The 24,798-nt window shown below is 59.0% G+C and carries 26 protein-coding genes; 12 read left to right on the top strand and 14 right to left on the bottom strand.

Annotation, left to right across the window (positions count from 1 at the left end; all coding sequences use genetic code 11):
* Nucleotides 1-449 precede the first annotated feature (449 nt).
* Both DXD16_RS04820 and DXD16_RS04815 read left to right on the top strand, forming a co-directional pair.
* Entirely contained in the window at nt 450-1,247 is a 798-nt protein-coding gene (locus DXD16_RS04820) for a ThiF family adenylyltransferase (protein ID WP_117655296.1), read from the top strand.
* 14 nt (nt 1,248-1,261) lie between these two features.
* Complete coding sequence (locus DXD16_RS04815) at nt 1,262-2,044, top strand: TatD family hydrolase (RefSeq protein WP_117655295.1); 783 nt, start codon at nt 1,262-1,264, stop codon at nt 2,042-2,044.
* 264 nt (nt 2,045-2,308) lie between these two features.
* Here DXD16_RS04815 and DXD16_RS04810 read toward each other — a convergent pair whose 3' ends face one another.
* The 4 genes from DXD16_RS04810 to DXD16_RS04795 all read right to left on the bottom strand — a co-directional run bounded on the left by DXD16_RS04810 (nt 2,309) and on the right by DXD16_RS04795 (nt 6,529).
* Nucleotides 2,309-2,968 carry an HAD family hydrolase gene (locus tag DXD16_RS04810; RefSeq protein ID WP_369831465.1) on the bottom strand — a complete coding sequence of 220 codons (660 nt, stop codon included), beginning with the start codon at nt 2,966-2,968 and terminating at the stop codon, nt 2,309-2,311.
* Nucleotides 2,969-3,032: 64 nt separating this feature from the next.
* Nucleotides 3,033-3,875, bottom strand: a complete 843-nt coding sequence (locus tag DXD16_RS04805; protein WP_117655293.1) for a Cof-type HAD-IIB family hydrolase — start codon at nt 3,873-3,875, stop codon at nt 3,033-3,035.
* Nucleotides 3,876-4,110: 235 nt separating this feature from the next.
* Nucleotides 4,111-5,805, bottom strand: a complete 1,695-nt coding sequence (gene pgi / locus DXD16_RS04800; protein ID WP_117564424.1) for a glucose-6-phosphate isomerase — start codon at nt 5,803-5,805, stop codon at nt 4,111-4,113.
* Nucleotides 5,806-6,004: 199 nt separating this feature from the next.
* On the bottom strand, nt 6,005-6,529 hold the full coding sequence (locus tag DXD16_RS04795; RefSeq protein ID WP_158551583.1) for an iron-containing alcohol dehydrogenase: 525 nt from the start codon (nt 6,527-6,529) through the stop codon (nt 6,005-6,007).
* Nucleotides 6,530-6,752: 223 nt separating this feature from the next.
* Between DXD16_RS04795 and DXD16_RS04790 the strand changes: the two genes are divergently transcribed.
* Both DXD16_RS04790 and DXD16_RS04785 read left to right on the top strand, forming a co-directional pair.
* Entirely contained in the window at nt 6,753-8,258 is a 1,506-nt protein-coding gene (locus tag DXD16_RS04790; RefSeq protein WP_117655291.1) for a DNA repair protein, read from the top strand.
* Entirely contained in the window at nt 8,251-8,676 is a 426-nt protein-coding gene (locus DXD16_RS04785; RefSeq protein ID WP_233502621.1) for a hypothetical protein, read from the top strand. The genes DXD16_RS04790 and DXD16_RS04785 overlap by 8 nt, the downstream gene beginning before the upstream one ends.
* 26 nt (nt 8,677-8,702) lie before the next feature.
* Here the strand turns inward: DXD16_RS04785 and DXD16_RS04780 are convergent, their stop codons facing one another.
* A complete protein-coding gene (locus tag DXD16_RS04780) occupies nt 8,703-9,086 on the bottom strand; it encodes a heavy-metal-associated domain-containing protein (protein ID WP_117655290.1) in 384 nt (127 codons plus the stop codon).
* Nucleotides 9,087-9,260: 174 nt separating this feature from the next.
* Here DXD16_RS04780 and DXD16_RS04775 point away from each other — a divergent pair, with 174 nt between their 5' ends.
* Together DXD16_RS04775 and DXD16_RS04770 are read left to right on the top strand one after the other, a co-directional pair.
* Nucleotides 9,261-9,965, top strand: a complete 705-nt coding sequence (locus DXD16_RS04775; RefSeq protein ID WP_117655289.1) for a DUF3793 family protein — start codon at nt 9,261-9,263, stop codon at nt 9,963-9,965.
* A gap of 45 nt (nt 9,966-10,010) precedes the next feature.
* The gene (locus tag DXD16_RS04770; protein WP_117655288.1) at nt 10,011-10,430 is read left to right on the top strand and encodes a flavodoxin; all 420 of its coding nucleotides are present in this window, start codon (nt 10,011-10,013) and stop codon (nt 10,428-10,430) included.
* A 117-nt stretch (nt 10,431-10,547) separates the two neighbouring features.
* Here the strand turns inward: DXD16_RS04770 and DXD16_RS04765 are convergent, their stop codons facing one another.
* The 6 genes from DXD16_RS04765 to DXD16_RS04740 all read right to left on the bottom strand — a co-directional run bounded on the left by DXD16_RS04765 (nt 10,548) and on the right by DXD16_RS04740 (nt 17,110).
* Nucleotides 10,548-11,300 carry an amino acid ABC transporter ATP-binding protein gene (locus tag DXD16_RS04765; protein ID WP_055251428.1) on the bottom strand — a complete coding sequence of 251 codons (753 nt, stop codon included), beginning with the start codon at nt 11,298-11,300 and terminating at the stop codon, nt 10,548-10,550.
* Nucleotides 11,301-11,312: 12 nt separating this feature from the next.
* Nucleotides 11,313-12,674: an ABC transporter permease subunit gene (locus DXD16_RS04760; protein WP_233502619.1), complete on the bottom strand. Its 1,362-nt coding sequence runs from the start codon at nt 12,672-12,674 to the stop codon at nt 11,313-11,315.
* A 116-nt stretch (nt 12,675-12,790) separates the two neighbouring features.
* On the bottom strand, nt 12,791-13,651 hold the full coding sequence (locus tag DXD16_RS04755; RefSeq protein ID WP_117655287.1) for an ABC transporter substrate-binding protein: 861 nt from the start codon (nt 13,649-13,651) through the stop codon (nt 12,791-12,793).
* 147 nt (nt 13,652-13,798) lie between these two features.
* Nucleotides 13,799-14,665 carry a deoxyribonuclease IV gene (locus DXD16_RS04750; RefSeq protein WP_117655286.1) on the bottom strand — a complete coding sequence of 289 codons (867 nt, stop codon included), beginning with the start codon at nt 14,663-14,665 and terminating at the stop codon, nt 13,799-13,801.
* 144 nt (nt 14,666-14,809) lie between these two features.
* On the bottom strand, nt 14,810-15,829 hold the full coding sequence (locus DXD16_RS04745) for a Gfo/Idh/MocA family protein (RefSeq protein WP_233502618.1): 1,020 nt from the start codon (nt 15,827-15,829) through the stop codon (nt 14,810-14,812).
* Between the two features lie 90 nt (nt 15,830-15,919).
* The gene (locus tag DXD16_RS04740) at nt 15,920-17,110 is read right to left on the bottom strand and encodes an aldo/keto reductase (protein WP_117655284.1); all 1,191 of its coding nucleotides are present in this window, start codon (nt 17,108-17,110) and stop codon (nt 15,920-15,922) included.
* A gap of 163 nt (nt 17,111-17,273) precedes the next feature.
* Here DXD16_RS04740 and DXD16_RS04735 point away from each other — a divergent pair, with 163 nt between their 5' ends.
* Entirely contained in the window at nt 17,274-17,468 is a 195-nt protein-coding gene (locus DXD16_RS04735; RefSeq protein ID WP_117655283.1) for a hypothetical protein, read from the top strand.
* Between the two features lie 117 nt (nt 17,469-17,585).
* Nucleotides 17,586-18,500, top strand: a complete 915-nt coding sequence (locus DXD16_RS04730; RefSeq protein ID WP_233502617.1) for a ketopantoate reductase family protein — start codon at nt 17,586-17,588, stop codon at nt 18,498-18,500.
* A gap of 109 nt (nt 18,501-18,609) precedes the next feature.
* Here DXD16_RS04730 and DXD16_RS04725 read toward each other — a convergent pair whose 3' ends face one another.
* The 3 genes from DXD16_RS04725 to DXD16_RS04715 form a co-directional block, all read right to left on the bottom strand.
* Nucleotides 18,610-18,816, bottom strand: a complete 207-nt coding sequence (locus DXD16_RS04725; protein ID WP_117655281.1) for a hypothetical protein — start codon at nt 18,814-18,816, stop codon at nt 18,610-18,612.
* Between the two features lie 189 nt (nt 18,817-19,005).
* Nucleotides 19,006-19,782 (bottom strand): hypothetical protein, encoded by a 777-nt coding sequence (locus DXD16_RS04720; RefSeq protein WP_117655280.1) that lies wholly within the window; start codon nt 19,780-19,782, stop codon nt 19,006-19,008.
* Between the two features lie 312 nt (nt 19,783-20,094).
* Nucleotides 20,095-21,405: an O-acetylhomoserine aminocarboxypropyltransferase/cysteine synthase family protein gene (locus tag DXD16_RS04715; protein WP_117655279.1), complete on the bottom strand. Its 1,311-nt coding sequence runs from the start codon at nt 21,403-21,405 to the stop codon at nt 20,095-20,097.
* Between the two features lie 275 nt (nt 21,406-21,680).
* Here DXD16_RS04715 and DXD16_RS04710 point away from each other — a divergent pair, with 275 nt between their 5' ends.
* The 4 genes from DXD16_RS04710 (at nt 21,681) to DXD16_RS04695 (ending at nt 24,763) form a co-directional block, all read left to right on the top strand.
* Nucleotides 21,681-22,583, top strand: a complete 903-nt coding sequence (locus DXD16_RS04710; protein WP_117655278.1) for a LysR family transcriptional regulator — start codon at nt 21,681-21,683, stop codon at nt 22,581-22,583.
* A gap of 48 nt (nt 22,584-22,631) precedes the next feature.
* Nucleotides 22,632-23,168 (top strand): ribonuclease HI, encoded by a 537-nt coding sequence (gene rnhA, locus DXD16_RS04705; protein ID WP_117655277.1) that lies wholly within the window; start codon nt 22,632-22,634, stop codon nt 23,166-23,168.
* Between the two features lie 75 nt (nt 23,169-23,243).
* The gene (locus DXD16_RS04700; protein WP_117655276.1) at nt 23,244-24,350 is read left to right on the top strand and encodes a Gfo/Idh/MocA family protein; all 1,107 of its coding nucleotides are present in this window, start codon (nt 23,244-23,246) and stop codon (nt 24,348-24,350) included.
* A gap of 2 nt (nt 24,351-24,352) precedes the next feature.
* Nucleotides 24,353-24,763: an acylphosphatase gene (locus DXD16_RS04695; RefSeq protein WP_117655275.1), complete on the top strand. Its 411-nt coding sequence runs from the start codon at nt 24,353-24,355 to the stop codon at nt 24,761-24,763.
* Nucleotides 24,764-24,798 lie beyond the last annotated feature (35 nt).

The raw sequence follows: 24,798 nt of genomic DNA, 5'->3' as shown, positions 1-24,798 counted from the left end.
CGCTATCTCTCGCGACGTGCACACTATACTCGTTATTTAGATGTTTGTCTAATTATCTAATAGCAATGTTATGTATAGAACATTCGTTCGTTTTTAGATACAATGGGTCCAGAAGCAGATGGGCCAGCTCCCTCTTCCCAAGAAGGAGATGGACTATGAGTATTAACGATGTCCTGACGTTGTTGTTGCTTGTAATCGCGGCTGTGGAGCTCGGCATCCACATTGGAGGTCGAATGAAATAGCCGCCCCCGCGTAATGCGAAGACGGCCACTTCTCACGCTACAAACGTGTTTGGGAGTTGGCCAACCCGCTGCAACGGGTGCCATCTGCTTCATCTTATGCGAATCACTGCCTCATTTCAACAAGCCCCTAGGGCTCAAATGGAATCGCGATAATACCTATAATGGCGATAGCTAAAACACGATTCGCTTCCCCATCGGAGGATGTCTATGACCGAAACCACAGCCGCAACTCCCAACGAGACGCGCGATGCCAAGCTCGAGATCATCATGGGCCGCGAGGCACTCGACAAGCTCGCCGATGCCACGGTGCTGGTACTCGGCTGCGGAGGTGTGGGCTCCAACTGCTGCGAGGCACTCGCCCGCGGCGGCATTGGTCATTTTGTAATTCTGGACAAGGACATCATCGCGCCCAGCAATATCAATCGCCAGGCCATCGCCTTTCACAGCACCATCGGCAAGCGCAAGGTCGATGTTATGGAAGCCATGATCCACGATATCAATCCTGCCGCCACCGTTATCAAACGTACCGAATACCTGCTGAGCGACAACATCGATGATTTCTTCGCGAGCGTTTTGGAGCAGACGGGCGGCAAGCTCGACTACGTCGTCGACGCCATCGACACCATCTCGGCCAAGCTCACCATTGCCAAATATGCTCAGGACCACGGCATTCGTTTGGTTAGTTCCATGGGCGGGGCCAACAAGCTCCATCCCGAGTGCCTGCGCTTTGCCGACATCTTCGATACGGTACGTGACCCCATGAGCCGCATTATGCGCAAAGAATGTAAGAAGCGCGGAATCAAGAGCCTACATGTACTGTTTAGCTGCGAGGAATCGGTTAAAACCCAACCCCGCGACCCGTCCAACATCCACGAGCGTACCGAGTTGGGTACCGCCAGCTTTATGCCGCCCATCATGGGTCAGATGATCGCCGGCGAGGTTATCCGTCAGATCAGCGGGCGCGGGTGCGAGCGCGTGCGCGCCGACGGCCAGCGCTTGGACTAGCAGGATGCCCTGCGATGGAACCGCGATTCTTTGACACGCATTGTCATCTTGATTTGATGCTCAGCCCCGATGCTGCAGCCAGCGAGTCGGCGGCGTTGGGTCTGGGGCTCTTTGACTGCGGGGTCGACCCACGCGACTTCGCGGCAGCAAAAAAGCGGGCCAGCCGCCACCCAAACATTATCGCGGGCGCCGGCCTCCATCCCTGGTGGCTCGCCGACGGCCGCTGCGGTCCTGCCGAAGTCAATCTGCTTTGCGAAGTTGCTGACCAAGAGCGCTATATCGGCGAGGTAGGACTCGACTTTTCCGCGCGCTTTGCCGGAAGCGAACCGCTTCAAATACAGGCACTTGACCGTCTCTGCGATGCACTCGTGCAGTACCCTCTCGCCGGGCGCGTGATATCAATTCACGCTGTTCGTTCGGCAGGAACCGTACTGGACGCCCTTGAGTCATATGGATTACTCACCCCAAGCCCCAACTCCCCCGCCATCATCTTCCACTGGTTTAGCGGCACCTCGAACGAGTTCGACCGTGCGCGAAACGCAGGCTGCTATTTTTCCGTGAACGAGCGGATGCTCGCTACCAAGCGCGGTCGTGAATACGCCCGACAGATCCCACTCGACCGTCTGCTGCTCGAAACCGACGCTCCAGCCGAACCGCAAGCAGATGCAAGCGCGCGACAGCTCATCACATCGCTAAAAAGCGCCTCCCTGCACATCGCCGAACTTAAAAACTGCGCCGAGGAGAGCGTCGAATCAACCGTTTTAGGAAATTCGCACTCCATATTTGACTTCAACTGACCCCGGTGGGCAAAAAACGCCAAATATGAGTACTGCTGCAAAGCTAGTAGCATTATATTGTGACAAAAGAACGCCTTGATAATGTACAGCTGTTCATTATCAAGGCGTTTTAGCATGGCTAAAGCCATATTTAACAGGTTATAATCGCCCCCAGGCGCTCAACCAGGGCCTTAAAAGCATAATTTCCCTGTTACTAAATTAGTGACAGTACTCATATTTGGCATTTTTTGTCCACGAACCCCTAAAGAGCCTCCAACAGACCCCCTAAGAAAGCTCAAGCAGCTCGGGCAGCTGGTCGATAATCTTGTCCGCGGCATCCTGGCTAAAGCCAAAGCGTTCCTCGCGCTTGGCAACGACCGTCAGGCCGGCTCGCTTGCCGGCAGTGATGCCAGGCACCGAATCCTCAACGCAGCAGCAGCGATTCGCGGGCAGCCCCAGCAGGTCCAGCGCATGCAGGTAGATGTCGGGCTCGGGCTTGCTCTCCTTAAACTGCTCGCCACTCACCACATACTCAAAGGCATCCGACAGCCCGCATGCGTTGAGCACTTCTTCGATGCTATCCATGGGAGACGAGCTGGCAAGCGCCACGCGAACGCCACGGCGCGGCAGCTCTCGAATCGTATCCACGGCGCCCGGGTTAATCAAAGCCTGATAGTCGCGCGAACGCTTATGCGCCCACTCATCCCAACGGGCCAACGCTTCCTCGCCAGTGAAATGCCCCTTACCGGCGCGCTCAAACCAATCGACCAGCATATGCAGGAAGAACTGATGCGAGGTACCGACTTGCCCATTCAACTCCTCTTGAGTCAGGTTAAGCCCAAGCTCCTTGGCAAACGCGGCAGTCTCGCCCAGGTAGTAATACTCGGTATCGACAATGACACCGTCCATGTCAAAGATAACGGCGTCGAACGGAAATGCGGACACGGCACCCTCCCTAACAAAAGGGCGCCCGCAAGCAGGCGCCCAAACCATGCATTAATCGGCGATTCTAACCCAGCAGCTTATCCAGCGCCACTGCAATACCGTCTTCGTTGTTATTGGCGGTTACCATCTGGGCAACTGCCTTAACCTCATCGACGGCGTTGCCCATGGCAACACCGGTGCCGGCCCACTCAATCATGGACTTGTCGTTCTGGCCGTCGCCAAACGAGACGACCTCGCTGGCATCGATACCGAGCTTGGGCAGGGCACCCTCGAGCGCACGGGCTTTGTCGATACCGGGCGCCGTGTACTCAAAGTACCAGTCGGCCGTAAACATGCCCGAAAGCGTCTGGGTAAAGGGCGCATACATCTCCTCGTAATGCGCCTGCAGGTAGGTCGGATCACCCGCCGTCAGCAGCTTGTCCACGGGATAAGCGTCCACGACCTCATGCAAGCTCTCGACCTCGCGAATCTTAAGATCGCACGCATCGCGCTCATACTTGACGATATTCTTCTGCGAACCGTCCGGCAGTGTGATCATGCAATGGTACGAGTCCTCGACGTGCAAATCGCGACCGAGCGAAATCATAGGGATCACGTCATAGTTTTGCAGATGATCAATCAGACGGTGCAGTTCGTCAGCCGGCATGGCCTGGTCAAAAAGGACCTCATCGGTCTGAGCGTCGACCACGTGCGCGCCATTAAAGGCAACTAGCAGACCGTCATGGTTTTGAAGGTCGAGCTCCTGCGCCAAGGCGTGCAACCCCCATGCGGGACGGCCCGAAGCCAAGATGAGCTTAATGCCCGACTCCTGCGCCGCGAGCAGCTTCTCGCGCGTACGCGGGCTGATGACCTTTTGGTCGTTGGTGAGCGTACCGTCGATATCCATTGCGATGGCTTTGATTGCCATATATGCCTCCCCATCATTGAACAACCTTGTCTGAGCCATCATACAGAACACCCACGGCGGCTCTGTCTGCAACGGGTAAAAAGTCATATTGTCCCGAACATGAACGGCGCGCCTTCGACGATTGCGATGCCCGTCGAGGCGCCTCCCGATACATTCCATCCTATCCAAATAGCAAGGGCCCGTATCCCAACGGATACGGGCCCCTTTCAGCCATAAGCCAGCTCGGCCGTAAAAACTACTTGCGGTGAGCGCGGTAGAACTCGATGAGCGCCTGGGTCGAAGCGTCCTGCTCGGCCTTGGCAGCGTCGTCGTGGAAGGCCGGGGTGATCTGCTTGGCAAGCTGCTTGCCCAGCTCAACGCCCCACTGGTCGTAGGAGTCGATGCCCCAGACCGTGCCCTCGACAAACGTGATGTGCTCGTACAGGGCGATGAGCTCGCCGAGCGCAAACGGGGTCAGCGTGTCACCGAAGATCGAGGTCGTCGGACGGTTGCCCTCAAAGCAGCGGGCCGGGACGATCTGCTCGGGCGTGCCCTCGGCGCGCACCTCATCGGCCGTCTTACCAAAGGCGAGCGCCTTGGTCTGGGCCAGGAAGTTGCCCAGGAACAGCTCGTGCACGTCCTGACCGCTGTCGGTCGCAGGGTTGGCGGTATTGGCGAAGGCAATGAAATCGGCCGGAACCACCACGGTGCCCTGGTGCAGCAGCTGGTAGAAGGCGTGCTGACCGTTGGTGCCGGGCTCGCCCCAGAAGATCTCACCGGTATCGGAGGTCACAGCGCTGCCGTCCCAGCGGACGTGCTTGCCGTTGGACTCCATGGTGAGCTGCTGCAGGTAGGCCGGGAAACGGTGCAGGTACTGGCAGTACGGCAGCACGGCGTGGCTCTTGGAACCGAAGAAGTTGACGTACCAGACGTTGAGCAGGCCCATCAGCGCGACGGCGTTGTTCTCGAGCGGCGTGTTGCAGAAGTACTCGTCGATGGCGTGGAAGCCCTCGAGGAACTGCTGGAAGCGCTCGGGGCCGAGCACGACGATCAGCGACAGGCCCACGGCGGAGTCGACAGAGTAGCGGCCACCGACCCAGTTCCAGAAACCAAAAGCGTTAGCGGGGTCGATGCCGAAGGCCTCGACCTTCTCGAGTGCGGTGGAAACGGCGACAAAGTGCTTGGCCACGGCCTCGGCGTTCTGCTCATCGGAGCCGTCGATGGCGCCCTGAGCCTTGAGCTGCTCGAGCATCCAGGTCTTGACCTCGCGGGCGTTGGTGAGGGTCTCGAGCGTGGTGAAGGTCTTAGAGACGATGATCACGAGCGTGGTCTCGGGATCCAGACCCTTGAGCTTCTCGGCCTGGTCGTTGGGATCGATGTTGGAGATATAGCGGCAATCGATACCGGCGTCGGCATAGGGACGCAAGGCCTCGTAGGCCATGACCGGGCCCAGATCGGAGCCGCCGATGCCGATGGACACCAGGTGCTCAATCTTCTTGCCGGTAACACCCTTCCACTCACCGGAGCGCACGCGCTCGGCGAAGGCATACATGCGGTCGAGAACCTCGTGCACGTCGGCGACGACGTCCTGGCCGTCGACGATGAGCTGGCCCTTCTCGCTTGCCGGGCGGCGCAGCGCGGTGTGCAGGACGGCGCGGTCCTCGGTGGTGTTGATGTGCTCGCCGGAGAACATGGCGTCGCGGCGCTCCTCGAGCTTCACCTCGCGGGCAAGATCGCACAGCAGCTTGACGGTCTCATCAGTCACCAGGTTCTTGGACAGGTCGAAGTGCAGGTCACCGGCGTCAAAGCTCAGCTTGTTCACGCGCTCGGCATCGGCGGCGAACCAGGCCTTGAGGTCGATACCCTCGGCCTCGAGCTTCTCCTGATGGGCCTCGAGCGCCTTCCAAGCGGCAGTCGACGTAGCATCGATAGGTGCGGCAACAGTTGCCATAGAGTCCTCCTCAGCATACGGGCACACGCCTCCATGCGCCCGGACATTCAGATGCCACTATTCTAGCGCAGGTCAAGACTATAATCAGCGAGCGTTGCCAATCGGCCCCCAAACGGCAACCGACCAAAAAGGGACAGGTTTATTTTGGCAGGTCAAACGCTTTACCAATCAAAAATGACCTATCCCTTTATGGCAAATATTAGGCCGCGGCGCAGACGCTACCGAGTAACTCACGCAGAGGAGACCCGATGCCCTCCAGCAGTTCGGGCGCGATGATGGCGAAAACGGGAACCTCGCCGGCACCCACAACGGCGGGCACTTTTCCCTCGGAGACGATGCATCCATAAGGCACAAAGCCGTCCTCACCGGCATCGAGCGCCTCCATACGACGGGCGAGCTCGCGCGCAAAGCCGGCCGTATCGGCATCGCCGATCGCCAGGACAAAGTCCACGCCTTCGTCGGTCGCCAAGGCCACGGCTTCGTCGATCAGCTCGTCTCCCCCGTCGCCCCCGACCAAACCGCAGCGGAAAAGCACGCGCTCGAGCAGGGCGCGATCGAGCGAGCCCAGCGCCGCCGAAACGAGCTCATCACGCGTGTGCTTGTCGCCTCCCAGCACGACCAGTGCCTTGGTGCCGCCATAGTGGGCAACCAATCGCCCGCACCAGCGAGCCACATCCCCATCCGCAACCAAGCGCGTCGGCATACCAAACCCATAGTTGACCATTATCCCCACAACCCTTCCGTGCTTTATGGTGGTATCAATCGTTAGCCTCATGCTACGAAGCGAGCTTTTCCGAGCTGTTACGCACTCTTTAGGGCTGCGTTAAAAACCCGATGCAGCCGCACGACCATACCTGCCAAAAAGGGGCAGGTTTTGACGGTGTCCGGTCGAGCAGGTATTATCGAACAGGTATTCGATAAGAACATGTGTTTGATGGGAGGCTCGGATGGAGCACGAGCAGCACACCTACATCTGCATCGACCTCAAGACGTTTTATGCCAGCGTCGAGTGCGTCGATCGTGGGCTCGATCCGCTCACCACCAACCTGGTCGTTGCCGACGAATCGCGCGGACGCACGACCATCTGTCTCGCTATCACGCAGACCATGAAGGACCTCGGGATACACAACCGCTGCCGTCTGTTCGAGATTCCCGGTGGCATCGACTGCATCAAGGCCGTACCGCGCATGCAGCACTACATGGAGGTGTCGGCGAAAATCTACGGCATCTATCTGGAATACGTGAGTCCGCAAGACATTCACGTCTACTCCATCGACGAATGCTTTATCGACGTGACGCCCTATCTGGACCTCTATCACACCGATGCGGAAGGGTTCGCCTGCACGCTGCGCGACGAGGTCTTGGCGCGCACCGGCATCACGGCGACGGTCGGCATCGGCCCCAACCTATTCCAGGCCAAGGTAGCGCTCGACATTACCGCCAAGCACGTACCCAGCCGCATCGGCATACTCGACGACGGGACCTTTCGCAAGGAGATCTGGCCCCATCGCCCCATCACCGACATCTGGGGCATCGGCCCCGGCGTGGCGGCCCGTCTCGAGAAATACGGCGTCTACGACCTGATGGGCGTCGCCGCACTCGACGAGAACCTGCTCTACGACGAACTCGGCGTCAATGCCGAATATCTCATCGACCACGCCTTCGGGCGCGAGCCGACAACCATCGCCGATATCCAAGCCTATCGCCCGCAAGCGACCTCGACCACCACAGGACAGGTGCTCTCGAAGGGCTATGCCTACGAGCAGGCCTACACCGTCTTGCGCGAAATGGTCGACAACGCCGTGTTGGATCTAGTCGATAAGCACGTGGTCTGCGACAGCATCTCGCTCTTTGTGGGCTACGCGAGCGAGCGCGCCGACATACGCCGGCTCAACGCCAGCGGCACGGCGCAGTATATAGACGGCTGCGGACACTTGCGCTCGAGCACCTCGGGCATCGAGCCCGCAGCGACCGACGGCCCCGAGCTCGCGCCCCGTGCTCCCAAGCCCGTCCAGCGCGATGACGAAAGGCGTCGCCTGGTGCGCGAAGCGCAGGCAATCGATGGCATCTTTGTGGGAGAGCATGGCGGCAAACCGCGTGGTGGCTATGCCGCACTCTTTGCGCACTCCAACGCCTCGCGCAAGCTGCCCGAGCGCACTAACTCGTTTAAGAAGATCATGGGCTATTTTGATGAGCTCTGGGCGCAGACTGTCGATCCCAAACGACCGGTCAAGCGCATCAACCTTGGATTTGGCAATCTTGTGCCCGAGGAATTTACCACCATCGATCTGTTCAGCGATATCGAGGCCGATGAGCGCGAGCGCGACCTGGCGCGCGCCGTCCTGGCCGTGAAAGGCAAGTACGGCAAGAACGCGCTCGTCAAGGGATTAAGCTTTACCGCCGGCGCCACCGCGCGCGAACGCAACGACCAAGTTGGAGGACACCGTGCCTAAACCCAAACAACAGCCCGTGCGCCCGCCGACCGCCTTCGAGCGCCTGGCGGACCCCGAGGGCAGGCGCCGCGCCGCCGACCCCAAGCTCACTGCCAACGGTGCCGTGCGCGCCAACCGCGCCGCGCAGTTTATGCCCTTTGCCGCCCTCACGGGATACTACGAACTCGTGCGCAAGCAGGAAATCACCGTCGAGTCAAAACGTGAGCTCACGGAAGAAAAAGCCCTCGTACTTTCTAAAAAGCTCGAGGGTCTCAAACGTGGCGACTTGGTTCGTGTCACCTATTACGATACATACGGCTATCGCAGCCGCACCGGCATCCTCGACGAGGCGCTCCCCGCCTTCAAGCTCCTCAAGCTCCGAGACATCGCCATCGACTTCGACGACATCCAAGACATCGAACTGCGCGGACGAGCCTAGCCAAGGAAGCGCATCCAGGGCGGCGCTTACAGCGTCATGACGTAGTAGCCCGCGTCTTTCACGGCCGTCTCGAGGACACCACGATCAACCGGCTGCTTAGAGCGCACGCGTGCCGTGTGGTCCGCATACGTCACCGTTGCCCACACGCCATCCAGCGCATTGAGGGCATTGGCTACGTTCTGAGCGCAGCCGTCACAGCTCATGCCGCCGATGAGCAGCTCATCGCTATAGGGATAGTGTGACGCATCGGTATCCACCACAACAACCTTTTTGGCCTTCTTGCCGCTCGTACCATCGCTGCAGCAGCTCTTCCCGCGTGTCGAAGCGGCAATGCGACGCAGTCCAAAAAACATGCCGACGGCAATGACGGCCAGCACGATGAGATTCGCAGGGTTGAGCAAGTCACTCATGCGCTCCCCTTTCAAGTAGCACTATCTAGATACCCCCATGGGGTGTCCCCATCTTAACCCAAAATCATGTCTGTTCGGTCAATTAGTTTCCCTCTTCAAACTTTTTTGTTGACCATGGCTTACTTTCGTGTATAAGTTTTCCTAGGCTAACAGTTTAGATCCGTAAGGAGCGCCGTGACTCGAACCATAGACATCCCAACGTTTCAGGCAGCGGTCGTGCGCAACTGCTCTCCCACGCTCGCGGGCATCAAGCCGGCATCGCTCTTTACCTATCCAGGCACCTACGCCCACGGGAACGGCTCGACCACAACCGAAACCATCGCAGAACGCCGCGCGCGCCTGCTCAACGTTATCGCCCAGTGCAATCGCGAGCTTGACCCGCTCGGCATCCACCTGAGTGTTTTGGTCTGGCGGCCCTGCGGAGCGCTCGTGTACGCGTACCGAGCCAAAAGCCTCACCACCTATTTCGCAGACCCTCGCGTCCAGACGGCGCTCACCTCGGAAGGCTACGACACGAGAGACCTTTCGGCATGCCTTGTGCATTTGGCATCACGCATCACGCTCGCGAGCAATAACGTCGCGGAATGCGCCTGCAGCCAGACTCGATGCGCACTACCCCAGCAAGCTAGCTGCAGCAAAGACTGCACCTGCGAGTTTCCGCACGAAATAGGCTACTTCCTTGGATATCCCTACGACGACGTGCACGAGTTTATCGTCCAGCGCGGCGAGAACTACAAGGTCTTTGGGGCCTGGAAGGTCTACGCAAATGTCGAGCAGGCGCTTGCGACGTTTGATGCCTACCGTGCCTGCACCCAATACTTCACTTTTATCTATCAGCAGGGCTGCAGCCTGGCGCAACTTGCCCAGGCAACCCGATAGAACGTACAAGCCGCGGCAAGCGCCGCACGACCGAAAGGACAAAACATGAGCAAGACCGCCGTCGTCTACTGGAGTGGCACGGGCAATACCGAGGCCATGGCAAACCTCGTCGTCGAAGGCGCCACGTCCGCGGGGGCCGAGACTGAGGTCATCCCCTGCGCCGACTTCTCTGCCGACAAGGCCGCCGAATATGATGCCTTCGCCTTCGGCTGCCCCGCCATGGGCTCCGAGGAGCTTGAGTATGACGAGTTTCAGCCTATGTGGGACGAGGTCAAGGAGACCCTCGGCGACAAGAAGGTCGTCCTCTTTGGCTCCTATTCGTGGGCCGAGGGCGAGTGGATGGACAACTGGAAGGCCGACGCCGACGAGGCCGGCGTCAACGTCGTGGACTCCGTCATTTGCTACGATGCGCCCGACGATGAGGGCGAGGCGGCCTGCAAGGCCCTCGGAGCCGAGCTCGCGTAACGAAACCAGGCCTCCAAAAGAGCCTGTATCACAGCGCATCCCCATCCCTACAAAAGAGCGGGGGCTGGATTCAAGTCCAGCCCCCCGCTCTTTTGTAACGGCAGTTACATCAACCGGCTACGAAATATTGCCCAAGAACGCCTTGGTGCGCTCGCTCTTGGGGTGGTCGAAGACCTCGCTCGGCGTACCCTCTTCCACAATGACACCGCCGTCCATAAAGACGACGCGGTCGGCGACATCGCGGGCAAAGCCCATCTCGTGCGTCACGACGATCATGGTCATGCCGTCGCGCGCCAAGTCGCGCATGACGCCCAGGACGTCGCGCACGAGCTCGGGGTCGAGCGCCGAGGTGGCCTCGTCAAAGAGCATGACGTGCGGGTTCATCGACAGGGCGCGGGCGATGGCAACGCGCTGCTGCTGGCCGCCCGAGAGCTGGCTCGGCATAAAGTCGATACGCTCGGCAAGACCGACCTTGGTCAGCTCCTCGACGGCAATCTTCTCGGCCTCTTCCTTGCTGCGCTTGAGCACCTTCTGCTGCGCAAGCATGACGTTCTTTTTGACTGACAGGTGCGGGAACAAATTGAACTGCTGGAACACCATACCCAGATGCGTGCGCACTTTGTTAAGGTCGACGCCCTTGGCGCACACGTCCACACCCTCAACGACAATCGAGCCACTCGTGGGATGCTCAAGACGGTTGATGCAGCGAAGCATCGTCGACTTACCCGAGCCCGAGGGACCCAGAACTACGACGACCTCGCCCTTATGCACATCCAGATCGATATCTCGCAGAACGACGTTATCGCCAAAGGCTTTCTGGAGGTTCTTGATACTGACGACAACCTCGTTCGAGTTATTGGTTTCGCTCATGATAGGACCTCCTTACAGACCGGCGATGTGATCGGCGGGCGTCGCGACAACCTGTCCGGTGCTCTTGGCGGGACGCTTCTTCTTGGTCTCGGCCGTGCCCAAAAGCCTTGCCTCAAGACCGCTCACCAAGCGAGCGAGCGGCAGGGTGATGACCAGGTAGAACAGGGCGGCAACCACATACGGCGTGATGGAGCCCGTCGTGGCCACGATGGTGCGGGCGTTCATGACGATCTCGACCACGCCCACGGCCGCGAGCAGCGACGTATCCTTGTAAAGCAGGATAAATTCACTGGTCAGCGTAGGCAGGACATTACGGAACGTCTGCGGAATCATAACGTAGAGCAGTGTCTGGAACGCGTTCATGCCCAGCGAGCGAGCCGCCTCGTTTTGGCCCTTGGGGATCGACTGAATACCGGCGCGGAAGATCTCGCACAGGTAGGCGGACGAGTTCATGGCCATGACGATGACGCCCAACACATAGTCGTCAACCTTGACGCCGGCCAGCGGCAGGCCAAAGAACGCGATGTAGATCTGCAGGAACGCCGGCGTACCACGGATGATATTCACATAGATGCCGGCAAGGCAACGCAGGATGCGCGACTTGGAGATGCGCATGAGCGACAGGGCGAAACCGAAGGGAATTGCCAGCGGAAACGCCACAAGTACGATCGAAAGCGACATGAGGAAGCCTTTGAAAACGATCGGCAGGCTCTGGACTAAAATGACCGGGTTCAGGAACAGGCGCAGGAACATGTTGGAATTCCATGCCTCGACCCACGGCTGCTCCTTAAGGTCGGCCAGGAAGTTATCGAATGCCGTCACGCCCTTGATCTCCACCGACGGAATCTTGGAGATCTTCTTGGTCGAACCATCGGCCAAAGTGTAGGTGCCGCTAAAGGCCTCGTCGCCGCCCTCGACGGGGAAGGTCACGCCGTAGACCTCGACACGGAAATAACCGCCGGCGGGCGCCGTCTCGCCAAAATCGATCTTGAGCGTCTGGCCGTCGACCTTGCACGTAGGCTTCATGGGCGTACGGTCCATAAGGTCATCGCCCGAGAGCATCGTCAGACGCGTGTCGTCCGCACCAAAGGTCGTGCCATCGACAAACGTCAGCGAAAGACCGCTCAGTTCCTCATCGGCATCGGCCTGGACCTCCCAGGTGATACGAGTCTCGGTGCCACCGACCACGTCGCTACCCGAACCGGTATTGGGTCGGGCGGTGATCTTTGCGGTCTCAAGTGCCTGAGCAGTCGAGGGCGCGCAGCCCCCCGCGCATACCAGGGCAAGCACCACAGCCAGGGCACAGGCCAGCTTTTGGAGCATCGAGGACAGTGGATGGCTCTTGCCCATGGCTCCTTGGTTCAATCGAGACAAGGTGGCTCCTAACGTTTAAGTTGCCGACATAACGGGGCGGGATGACGCCCATTCAAGAAACGCAAAGGCCCTCTCCGCCAAAACGGAAAGGGCCCGCGTGCAATCAAGTAGCTATTTTACTTGATGTTGTACTTAGCCATAAGGGCGTCAACGGTACCGTCATCGGTCAGGTCCTTGATGGCCTGGTTGATGTCGTCCTTGAGCTTAGTGTTGCCCTGGTTGATGGCGATGGCGTACTCCTCGCCGGTGCTGATCTGCTTGATGGTCTGGCAGGTGTTGAACTGCTCGGCGGTCAGCTGGCTGGCGACGGAGCGGTTGGTCACCACGGCGTCACCCTTATCGGACTGCAGGGCGCTGAAGCACTCGGTGGCGTCCTTGTAGGGAACAATCTTGGCCTTGGGGAAGTTCTCCTGGGCAAAGGCCTCGGCGGTCGAGCCAGACTGGACGATGATGATAGCATCGGCGTTGTTGAGCTTCTCGCTGTAGTTGTCGGCCGTGATGTCGGTGTTATCGACCTTGGTCACGATAGCCTGATCGTCCATGTAGTAGGAATCAGAGAAAGTGACTTCCTTCTCACGCTCGGGCGTGTCGGTGATAGCCGCGATGGAAACGTCATACTTGGCGCCCGAAGCGACGCCCGGAACCAGCGTGTCAAAGTCATTGTTGACATACTCGACATCCAGGCCCAGCTTGTCGCCGATAGCCTTGATGAGCTCAAGGTCAAAGCCCTGATAATCGCCGTTGTCATCCTTGTACTCAAACGGAGCGTACTCGGCAGAGGTGCCGACGGTGAGCGTACCGTCCTTGACGAGTGCATACTCCTTGGAGCCGTCGACCTTCTCGACCTTCGCGTTGTCAGAGCTGCTGGAACCGGCATCGGAACCAGAGGTGGCGTTGGACGAACCACAGCCCGTCAGTGCAAGAGCGAGCGCCATGGCGCCCGTGGCTGCAAACGCGCCAAGCTTCTTGAGCTTCATAATCAGTCTCCTTCCAGTGACCCCGTTTGATTCAGAGGTCTGCAAAAACTGTTGGCTATTATGCACCCGGAATTACGAATCTGCAATGAGAAAACTGATTGAAACAAACCCATAACGTGAATGGAATACTCCACTTAGCAACAGTCATTACTGCTGCAATGACCTTAACAGTTTGATTTCAGCTGCATAACCTGCAAGTTCGTTCGGCGTCTCCAAAATAAAAGGAAGTGCACGCAAGCGGCTATTCGATACAATATTCTGCATAACCTGCATACCGCCACCAAACTCTTCACTACCCAGGTAGCCCTTGCCAATGCACTCGTGGCGATCCTTATGGGCGCCGCAGGGGTTCTTGGAGTCATTGATATGCACGGCACGCAAGCGGTCGATACCCACCACGCGGTCGAACTCGTCGAGTACGCCGTCCAGATCATGGATGATGTCGTAGCCAGCATCGCTCACATGGCAGGTGTCCAAACAAACGCCCAGCTTATCGGACAGCTCCGGGCACTTGGCGGCAACGCCCTCGATAATGCGCGCCAGCTCTTCAAAGCTACGGCCCACCTCGGTGCCCTTGCCCGCCATGGTCTCAAGCAATACCGTCGTCTGCTGTCCCTCAAACATCACCTGGCACAGCGTGTCGACAATCATCTGAATGCCGGCGTCTGCCCCCTGTCCCACATGCGCACCGGGATGGAAGTTGTAGTAGTTGCCGGGCAGTGCTTCCAGACGCTGCAAATCTTCCGCCATAGCCTCCAAGGCAAACTCCCGCGCCCGCTCCTTAGCGGAGCAGGGGTTATAGGTATACGGGGCATGCGCCACTAGCGGTCCAAAGTCGTTTTGCGCCATAAGCTCGCGCAGAGCCGCCACGTCATCCATGTCAAGGTCTTTTGCCTTGCCACCGCGCGGGTTGCGCGTAAAGAACGCAAAGGTATTGGCACCAATGGACAACGCCGTCTCCCCCATTGCCCGATAGCCCTTCGTCGTCGAAAGATGACACCCGATCGTTAGCATCTCCAACTCCCCCTCATCAGTTGCGGTGAAATACGGTCTATTGGTGCCTTATTTTGGCGCAAACAGACCGTATTCCACCGCAAGATATAAAAGGGGCATCAGGGGCAAGGTCCGCCGAGCCCCCTTGAGCACCAGCACCGCAGCCTAGAGCGTCAAGCGAATCGCATCGATAATCTGCGCGCAGCGCTGCGTGGCGGCAAGAGGCATAACGGGGCTTTCAAGCTCTCCCGTCTGGACGAGCTGCGTCGCATGCTGAATTTCGCCGTAGAAATCATCGACCTCAAACGGGGCATTAATTTCGAGCATTCGTCCGTCGGAGTACTTCACATGGGCGAGCTCGGGGCGATGGAGGCGCTCGATTTCCACCGAACCCCGTTCGCAGGCAATCATTAAGCGGCTTTCATATGCTGCTTTGCCGTCGCACACCATATGAATGGGTATACCGCCGACACTCATATGGATCTCATCGGCCCAATCCACGCGGCCACCCGATACGTCACGCCAGCGAACTTCACGAGACGAAACATCGCACGCACCCGCAAGAAGATCCTCAAACCACCCGACCGCGTAGCAGCCCATGTCATATAGACAGCCACCCTGCAACGGATCGAGCAGATAACTCGAAGGCGGCTGACCATAATCGAGTTTTTGCACGCTTTCGATCGAGACGATACGGCCAAGCTCGCCCGACGTAAGCAAACCCTTCACGCGAGTATGCATCGGACAAAACCGATTCTTCATCGCCTCCATAAACAGTACGCCGCGCTCGCGAGAGGTGGAGGCAATCGATAGAGCCTCTTCCTCACTCAAAACGGCCGGTTTTTCGCACAGCACGGCCTTTCCCGCGCGCAGTGCCCGACAGACCCAATGCGCATGCATGCCATGTGGAAGAGCCAAGTAGATTGCGTCGACATCGGGGTCGGCAATCAGCGCATCATAAGCCGCATCGCCGCTATCGTCAGTCGTGGCATAGCTGTGCGCGGCATCAATCGAAAACGCCCTGCAAAACTCCTCAACATGCGAAGGGGCGCGACCGGCGGCAGCCACAAGCCGCGCCCCGTCCACCTCCTTGAGCGACGATGCAAATCGATGCGAAATGTGCCCAGCGCCCAAAACGCCCCAACGAACCTCGCGCAAATCATCACATGAATCCCGATGGCCCACGACAGCCCCCTTCAGTTGCGGTGGAATAGTTCCTGTTTAAGCCCCATTCTGCCGCAAACAGGAACTATTCCACCGCAAGTTATAAAAGGGTCATGAGGAGCGCGTTTTGCAAAAGGCTTTAAGCGCAGCCGTTACGGGGCCAGGCTGGAAACGTCGGCGCACATCGTCGAGACGCTCGGGAATATCGATGTGCTGCGGGCAGTGACGTGCGCATTTGCCGCACTTGACGCAATTGCTCACCAGCTTGGGCTCGTTCGTCCGCACCGCGCTCGCCGTAAAGTATTGAGACAGGCCCGTAAACCAGCTGTGCGCATAGCTCGCGTTGTAAGCGGCAAAGCAGCCGGGAATGTTAATACCCTTGGGACATGGCATGCAGTAGCCGCATCCCGTGCAGGGCACGCGATTCGATTTTTCAAACTCCGCCAGCACGCGTGCGATGGTATCGAGCTGAGCGGCTGTCATCGAATCCGGCAGGGCCCGATCGGCCAGCACCGCGTTCTCGTCCACCTGCGCGGTATCGGTCATACCCGAAAGCAGCATCGTGACTTGAGGATGGTTCCACACCCACGAAAGGCCCCAAGCAGCCGGCGTCTTCAGGTACGGATCGCGTACGTCATCGAGCACGGCGCGGGCCCGCGGAGGCAGCTTGCCCGCCAGGCGTCCGCCCAAAAGCGGTTCCATCACAAACACCGCGAGCCCGCGCTCGGCGGCTGCTATAAGTCCCGCCGTTCCCGCTTGGTAGCGCTCTCCAGCGTAGTTGTACTGAATCTGGCAAAAATCCCAGTCATACGCGTCGAGCATCGTGAGGAAGTCCGCCGCACTGCCGTGATACGAAAAACCTATCTGGCGAATACGCCCCGCAGCCTTTTGGTGCGCAATCCAGTCTTCGATGCCCAACGCCACCACGCGCTCCCACTGGGCGGGCGAAGTGATGTTGTGCATAAGGTAATAGTCGATATGGTCGGTCCGCAGGCGACGCAGTTGCTCGTCGAAGAACCGGTCGAAATCCTCCGCGCACTTGCACGAAGCGTGCGGCAACTTGGTCGCCAGCAACACCCGGTCGCGCAGCCCCAAGCGCTCAAGTGAGGCGCCCACGCACGCCTCGTTACCGGAATAGAGATACGCAGTATCCAGATAATTAATCCCCTGCTCCACCGCATGGGAAATGATGGCATCGGCTGTCTTCGCATCGGGGTGTCCCGGCGAACCGGGAAACCTCATGCAGCCCAGACCCAGAGCAGATATTCGGTTACCACTTTTGGGGTCAACGCGGTATTGCACGGCCCCTCCCTTCGCCATCAGCGCCCCGGCAAGGCGAAACACAATGGTCACGCAGCCGAAACATCGTGGAATCGCAATCGAGAACGTATCGTAACGCAGCAGAAATCGAGCCGTCACGACACCGCTTTAACATCAGCAAAAAGCCCGATGAAAGGAGGCGAGCGTGGTCACACGCGAGGACGCCTACCCCTATCCCGGCGAACAGTACATCCTCTCGGTCGATCGCTATCAGATCGAGGTCATGGACCATCTAGACGAGCTTCCCGCCACGGGCGCCGTCATCTTCTGCACCTTCCCCAAGGCGCGTGATGGCGTCGGATATCCCGCACGTGTCTTTGCGGTCTGCCCCGCGTCATAAGTTCCCATGCGTTTGTTCTTCTAAATACGGCCATCCGGTGCACGCGACATGGCCCGGCGGCATACAATCCATCAGGCGCCCCATACGCGGGCGCCTTTTTATGGGGAGATGATTCACATGCAGATCAACAAGGTCGCCTTCATCGGCAAGGGCGGCGTGGGCCTGCTCTACGGCAGCATGATCGCCCAAGCGCTCGGCAACGACGCCGTCGAATACGTTATGGACGACGCGCGCTTTGAGCGCCATGCGAACGATGCGCTCACCGTCAACGGCAAGCCCTGCGCGCTCAAGTCCGTCCGCGCGAGCGAGGCGACGCCCGTCGACCTGGTCATCCTCACGGTCAAGACAACCGGGCTCGATGTGGCGCTCAAAACCCTGGAAAGCGTCGTGGGACCCGACACGCTGATTGCATCGCTGTGCAACGGCATCACGAGCGAGCAGAAGATTGCCGAGCGCTTTGGCTGGGAGCACACCGTCCTTGGTATCTGCCAGGGCATGGACGCCGTATTCCTCAACGGGGAGCTCACCTTTACCAATGCGGGCGAGATCCGCTTTGGTGCGGCCGCCGGCACCGACCCCGCGACCGTCGCCGCCATCGACGGGCTCTACACGCGCTGCGGCATCGCACACACCGTCGAGGCAGACATCGCGCACCGCATGTGGGCCAAGCTTATGCTCAACGACGGCATCAACCAGACCTGCATGGCCTACGGCGGTACGTACGGAAGCGCCACGGAACAGGGCTCCGAGCAGCGTCGTTGCTTTGTCTCCGCCATGCGCGAGACGCTTGCAGTCGCCAACGCCGAGGGTATCGAGCTCACCGAGGCAGACCTAACGCAAATGGTGCATCTCATCGAGGGGCTCGACCCCGCCGGCATGCCCTCGATGGCGCAGGACCGCGTCGCGCAGCGCAAAACAGAGGTCGAGGAGTTCGCGGGCACCGTCCGCCGCCTCGCGGCCAAGCACGATATCCAGGCACCGCAGAACGAATGGCTCTATCAGCGCATCCGTGATATCGAGGCAAGCTGGTAACGCCGCCGCACCGCATTCAACAGTCTCAATATCAAAAACCGCCGCAAAGGGCACTCCCCTTGTGGCGGTTTTCATATTCAGCCATGGCCAACAGTCACTTTCGCAACAGTTAGAGATGCGACTCCGGAACCTCGTCCTCATCGTCGCGACAAAGGACAACACCGGCGCTTCCCAGCAGTGTGGCCGCGATCAACGCGCCGATCACGATAGGAGCAGCCCCGCATGTCCCCTGCATGCCCGCGACGAGCGCGGCCGTGGGACCAAGGCAGCCAAGCATCAACGCGACGGCGGCAATGGCAATATCTCGAGCATTCACAAGATCACTTCCTCCAAGAGAAAGACCCTATTTCTCATGAACTAGTGTGCCCCGCATCCATACGCCCAGCGTACCGCCACGGTAAGGGCTCTGTTAACTCAAGCGCACATAAAGAAAGGGCGGCTTTACGTTGCCTAAAAGCTCAGTAAAGACGCCCGCCCATCATGTGCGTATTTTGCTTATGGCAGATTACCAACCGGTGTAGTAGTCGGTGGTTCCGGCAGCGCAGCCGGAGTCATAGACCTTGCAATCACCCTTGGAGCCCGTAAAGGTCGAGCCCTGGGCCATATCGCCCGCGGCAACAACGTAATAGCCGTCGGAATCGCGCCAGAAGCCCTCAGAATCCTGCGTCCATTCGCCCGTGCGGTGGTGATACAACACGTTGCTGCTGTAATAAGTCTCGCGGCGGCCGTTATAGTTATTGACGCCGCTCGAGCGCGTCAGACCCGAGCCGTTCGCGTAATACGCAGCAGACGTGTAAGACGAGCCGGAGCCGGCGTTGTAATACGAAGCCTGGGCGGCCTCGGCAGCCTCCGCCTCGGCGGCAGCGGCCTCGAGCGCTTCGCGCTTGGCATTCTCAAGCACAGTGCGCAGCTCATCGAGCTCGGTCGACTTCGCGTCGACCTCCCCCATCGTCAAAAGGCTGCCCGCACCATCGATACAACCCTGCAGCACAGCGCGCTCGTCATCGGTGGCATAGTCACCATACATGTTTAGGATAATCTGAGCGCGTATCTCAAGGGAATCGCGCTTGGCCTCCATCGAGGCGTTCCACTCCTGCATGGAACCATAACCATCGCCGCGATAATCAACGGGCTGTACCAGCGTCGTCTCGGACGGCGTAGATCCAACCGTATCGGACAGTGTTGCGGCGTGGGCATCAGTTGCACCGGCGCCCGCCAAAAGTGCCACGGTCAGAGCGGCGGAAAGGGCAGCGGCTTTCGGTTTTCGTGAATCGATCCTCATGTAGCTGGAAACCTCCGTAGTGCGTTTTTGCTGCGTTTGAGCTGCGTGTGATTCGATCGCGCTGCATAGTACCCCGAGCAAATCGCGACCTGCGGTTTTTCTCAAAAGGTGCACGTCAATTGCGTAAAACTCACATCCTCTCAACAGGAGTTTTCCATAACTCGAATGCATAAAGCGTGTCAAAAACCCTGTTTTTGCACCCTCTCTATGCAAAAAAGGCGTCTGTGCAACCATTGCTTGCGCAGACGCCTTGAGCAGGCATTTTATGCAGTTATACCTATCGAGTCGAAAGAGGTCCTTGCACAAGTCGCCCTACTCGTCCAGTGCGGCAAAGGCCTGCTTCAGGTCCCAAATGATGTCCTCGGCGTTCTCGGTACCGATAGAAAGACGGATCGTGGAGGGTGTGATGTTCTGCTCGGCGAGCTCCTCAGCAGAGAGCTGGGAGTGCGTGGTGGTAGCCGGGTGTACGACGAGCGACTTGACGTCGGCCACGTTGGCGAGCAGCGAGAACACCTGCAAGTGATCGATGAACTTCCATGCAGCCTCCTGGCCGCCCTTGATCTCAAAGGTAAAGATCGAGGCGCCGCCACGGGGGAAGTACTTCTGATAGAGCTCGTGATCGGGGTGCTCAGGCAGGCTCGGGTGGTTCACCTTGGCGACGTGGCTGTCACCAGCCAGGAACTCAACGACCTTCTTGGTGTTCTCGACATGGCGGTCGACGCGCAGCGACAGAGTCTCGGTGCCCTGGAGCAGGACCCAGGCGTTGAACGGGCTGATGCAAGCGCCCTCGTCACGCAGCAGGATAGCGCGGACATAGGTTGCGAAGGCCGCGGGACCGGCAGCCTCGGCAAACAAAACACCGTGGTAGGAGGGATTGGGCTCAGCGATCTGGGCGTACTTTCCGCTCGCCTTCCAATCGAAGTTACCGCCGTCGACGATCACACCGCCCAGCGAGGTGCCGTGGCCGCCGATGAACTTGGTTGCGGAGTGGACAACGATGTTGGCGCCATGCTCCAGCGGACGGAACAGATACGGGGTGCCGAAAGTGTTGTCGACGACAACCGGCAGACCGTGCTTCTTGGCGATCTCGGAGATGGCGTCGATGTTGGGGATGTCAGAGTTGGGGTTGCCGAGCGTCTCGAGATAGATGACCGTGGTGTTGTCCTTGATGGCACCCTCAACCTCTTCCAGGTTGTGGGCATCGACAAACGTGGTCTCGACGCCAAACTGGGAGAGCGTATGCTCGAGCAGGTTGTAGGAACCGCCGTAGATGGTCTTCTGAGCCACCACGTGGTCACCAGCCTGGGCAAGAGCCTGCAGGGTATAGGTGATGGCAGCGGCACCGGAGGCGACGGCAAGACCGGCCACGCCACCCTCGAGCGCGGCGATACGGTCCTCAAAGACGCCCTGGGTGGAGTTGGTCAGACGGCCGTAGATGTTACCGGCGTCGGCAAGACCAAAGCGATCGGCGGCGTGCTGGGAGTTGCGGAACACATAGCTCGTGGTCTGGTAGATAGGCACGGCGCGGGAGTCGGATGCGGGGTCGGCGCTCTCCTGGCCAACATGAAGCTGCAGGGTATCGAAACCAAAGGTGTGCTCGGGGTTGTTGATGAACTGGCTCATGATGATCTCCTTGATCGAACGAAAGTAAATAAATAAGAGAGAAGTAAGTCGCTGTCTCCTGATCACGCCGACGGGCGCAAACAGGAGCCCGGCATTCGTCTTGGTAAGCAGTTCATATGCGGTCCTCCTTTTGACATCCCGGTTCCGTGGTCGGCTTAATTACCTACCGCCTTTGTGTGTTTTGAATAGTACGAGCATTGTTTCGCTCGGTCAATCACTTAAAAGCGCTAACCTGTTATCGGTTTTTTAGATAGCTATCGAAAGGATGGGCGTCGATGACCCTTCAGCAGCTTCGTTTTCTGATCGCCGTGGCAGAGTCCGGCTCAATCAACGCCGCAGCTCAGCGCCTCTATACCGCTCAGTCCAACATCTCAAACGCCGTCAAAAACCTAGAACAAGAGCTCCATCTGGAGATCTTTACGCGCTCCAGCCGCGGCGTCACGCTCACCAACGACGGCACCGAGCTTTTGGGCTATGCGCGCCAGGTCGTAGAGCAGGCCGACATGCTCGAGGCACGCTACGAGGACGGTGGCACCCCGCAAGCCCGCCTCGCCATTTCCGCCCAGCACTACGCCTTTTCGGTCGAGGCCTTTGTCAACGTAGTCGAGCGCTGCCGCGACAGCAAGTTCGAGTTCATCATGCGCGAGACCACCACATCGCAGATCATCGATGACGTCCGTGCGTTTCGCAGCGATATCGGCATTCTGTATCTGGATGACTTTAACGCCCGCGTTCTGCAGAAGGCCTTCGCCGATGCCCGCGCAAGCTTCCATCCCCTATTCGACGCGACGGTCCACGTCTTCGTTAGCGAGCGCCACCCGCTCGCACGCCGCCCGCAGCTGTCCCTTGCCGACCTCACGCCCTATACGCGCTACAGCTTTGAGCAGGGAACCTCAAACTCCTTCTATTACGCCGAGGAACCCTTTAGCTATATCCCTTGCGACCGCAACATACGAATCTCGGACCGCGGAACACTTACTAACTTACTTATCACGTCGAACGGTTACACCCTGTCGACCGGTGTCCTCTCCAATGAAATGCAATGGGGCATGGCATCGATCCCGCTAGCAGACGCCCCAACGATGCACGTTGGCTACATCATGCACGACGAGCGCAAGCCCTCTCTCCTCTTGCAGCAATACCTCGACGAGCTCAACCGCATCATCCATGCCAACTAACAGTCCGAAGACGGGGTAGAAATCGTAGATTGCTGGCCCCCGGCGGGCATGGCGCTACAATGGTCGCTCACACGAAACGTACCCAACGAAAGGAAGCCCGTGAAGGTCATCATCTATACCGACGGCTCGGCCCGATCAAATCCGGGACGCGGCGGCTACGGCGCCGTGCTCAAATACACCAACCCCTCCGGCAAGACCTTCACCTCCGAGCTTTCGCGCGGCTATGCCAAGACCACCAACAACCGCATGGAACTCATGGCGGTCATCGTGGCGCTCGAGGCGCTCAACCGCCCTTGCGAGGTCGAAGTCCATTCCGATTCGCAGTATGTCGTCAACGCCTTTAACAAGCACTGGATCGACGGCTGGAAAAAGCGCGGATGGAAAACCGCCAACAAGCAACCCGTCAAGAACCGCGACCTGTGGGAGCGCCTACTCACCGCCAAAAGCAAGCACAAGGTTGATTTCATCTGGGTTAAGGGTCACGCCGGCCACGAGCTCAACGAGCGCTGCGATGAGCTCGCCACCACGGCGGCCGACGGCAGCAACCTCGATATCGATACCGGCTTTAACGAGAGCGACCTGTAACGGCGTTTTCGCACGCTATTTCCTGCCCCCTCGCGCTACACTCATCCTGTAAACCGAACGGCACGAGGGGGATACATGCTGCGTATAGCGACCATCGGCTCATCTATGATTACCGACGACTTTATCCAGGTCGTCAACGCCAACGACCAAGCCGCGTTTGTGGGCACGCTCTCGCGCAATGCCGAGCGCGGCGGCGCCTTTACCGCCGAACACGGCGGCGAGCGTAACTTCACCGCACTTGACGAGCTTGCGTCCGCCGACGACGTCGACGCCGTCTACATCGGCAGCCCCAATGCGCTTCACTACGAGCAGGCCCTTGCCTGCATCGCCGGTGGCAAGCACGTCATCGTCGAGAAGCCCTTCTGCGCCACCGAAGCGCAGGCGCTGGAAGTCTTCCGCGCTGCCGAGGCAGCAGGTGTCGTGGCCCTCGAGGCCATGCGTCCCCTCCACGACCCCGCCTTCCACGCCATCGAGGACGCCCTGGGCGAGATCGCCCCCATCCGCCGCGCCTCATTGCGCTTTGGCAAATATTCCTCGCGCTACAACGAGATTCTCGCGGGACGCGCCACCAATATCTTCGACTGCAATATGGCATCGGGTTCCCTCATGGACATTGGCGTCTACACCGTCGAGCCCATGGTCGAGATTTTCGGCATGCCCTCCGGCCTTACGAGCATGGCTACTCTGCTCGACCCCGCCACGCGACAGCTCACGCACGGCCCCATCGACGGCTGCGGTTCCATCCTCGCCAGCTACGGCGGTGGCCGTATCTCCGTCGAGCTCGCGCACTCCAAAATAACGAATGACCTGCTACCCTCGCAGATCGAAGGCGAGCGTGGCACTATCCAGATCGACCATCTGTCCACGCCCCGCAATGTCCGCATCGACTATCGCGGCGATGTCGTACGCGGCTCGGCGACCGAGGCACCGCGCGAACAGGGCGACAACGGCCGCGTGCTCGACCTGCCCGAATCGAGCAACACTATGGAATACGAACTCACAGACTTTATCACCGCCATCGGCGGCATCGATAACGTTAAGGAAGAGATTTGGGAGACCCCGGCGGGACGTCACGAACTTGGCCACTACCGCGATGTCACGCTCGTCTCATTGCGCATCATGGATGCCGTGCGCCAGCAGGCCGGCATTACCTTCCCGTCCGACGCAGGCAAGCAGGCCTAGCGATGGGCTTCTTCGATGCGTTCTTCTCCAGCGTCACCGGCGGCAGTCGAGAGCCTCAAAAACCATCAAACATCGAGCTCGAGTTGCGCCGCAGGCTTACTGTGCTCGCAAGCGACGAGGCCACTCAAGACACTCCCCTGCGCTATTTCCTGCGCTGGGCGGGGCAAGTCCAGGGCGTTGGTTTTCGCTTTACCAACACCAACCTCGCGCAGGCACGCGCACTCACCGGCTGGGTGCGCAACATGGAAGACGGCTCGGTCGAGATGGAGATACAGGGAGCTCCGGCAAACATCCTATCTCATCTCGAGGCGCTTCATGCCTCCTACGAGCGCATGGGAACGCGTTTTCGCCTCGTAGAAGCCCAGGCCCAAGCCCCACTTGCCAATGAAGACAGTTTCATTCCTCGTTATTAGTATTGTGTGCTAAATACGGTATCATTTACCTACGA

This window comes from Collinsella sp. TF11-5AC (assembly GCF_003436775.1).
In the GTDB taxonomy this organism is placed as follows: Bacteria; Actinomycetota; Coriobacteriia; order Coriobacteriales; family Coriobacteriaceae; genus Collinsella.
This window is presented reverse-complemented; position numbering and strand designations above follow the sequence as displayed.

Coding starts and splice junctions, on each gene's coding strand:
- DXD16_RS04820 (WP_117655296.1), top strand. CDS start 450: ATGACCGAAACCACAGCCGCAACTCCCAACGAGACGCGCGATGCCAAG.
- DXD16_RS04815 (WP_117655295.1), top strand. CDS start 1,262: ATGGAACCGCGATTCTTTGACACGCATTGTCATCTTGATTTGATGCTC.
- DXD16_RS04805 (WP_117655293.1), bottom strand. CDS start 3,875: ATGGCAATCAAAGCCATCGCAATGGATATCGACGGTACGCTCACCAAC.
- pgi (WP_117564424.1), bottom strand. CDS start 5,805: ATGGCAACTGTTGCCGCACCTATCGATGCTACGTCGACTGCCGCTTGG.
- DXD16_RS04795 (WP_158551583.1), bottom strand. CDS start 6,529: ATGGTCAACTATGGGTTTGGTATGCCGACGCGCTTGGTTGCGGATGGG.
- DXD16_RS04790 (WP_117655291.1), top strand. CDS start 6,753: ATGGAGCACGAGCAGCACACCTACATCTGCATCGACCTCAAGACGTTT.
- DXD16_RS04780 (WP_117655290.1), bottom strand. CDS start 9,086: ATGAGTGACTTGCTCAACCCTGCGAATCTCATCGTGCTGGCCGTCATT.
- DXD16_RS04770 (WP_117655288.1), top strand. CDS start 10,011: ATGAGCAAGACCGCCGTCGTCTACTGGAGTGGCACGGGCAATACCGAG.
- DXD16_RS04765 (WP_055251428.1), bottom strand. CDS start 11,300: ATGAGCGAAACCAATAACTCGAACGAGGTTGTCGTCAGTATCAAGAAC.
- DXD16_RS04755 (WP_117655287.1), bottom strand. CDS start 13,651: ATGAAGCTCAAGAAGCTTGGCGCGTTTGCAGCCACGGGCGCCATGGCG.
- DXD16_RS04750 (WP_117655286.1), bottom strand. CDS start 14,665: ATGCTAACGATCGGGTGTCATCTTTCGACGACGAAGGGCTATCGGGCA.
- DXD16_RS04730 (WP_233502617.1), top strand. CDS start 17,586: ATGCAGATCAACAAGGTCGCCTTCATCGGCAAGGGCGGCGTGGGCCTG.
- DXD16_RS04720 (WP_117655280.1), bottom strand. CDS start 19,782: ATGAGGATCGATTCACGAAAACCGAAAGCCGCTGCCCTTTCCGCCGCT.
- DXD16_RS04715 (WP_117655279.1), bottom strand. CDS start 21,405: ATGAGCCAGTTCATCAACAACCCCGAGCACACCTTTGGTTTCGATACC.
- DXD16_RS04710 (WP_117655278.1), top strand. CDS start 21,681: ATGACCCTTCAGCAGCTTCGTTTTCTGATCGCCGTGGCAGAGTCCGGC.
- rnhA (WP_117655277.1), top strand. CDS start 22,632: ATGGCGCTACAATGGTCGCTCACACGAAACGTACCCAACGAAAGGAAG.
- DXD16_RS04700 (WP_117655276.1), top strand. CDS start 23,244: ATGCTGCGTATAGCGACCATCGGCTCATCTATGATTACCGACGACTTT.
- DXD16_RS04695 (WP_117655275.1), top strand. CDS start 24,353: ATGGGCTTCTTCGATGCGTTCTTCTCCAGCGTCACCGGCGGCAGTCGA.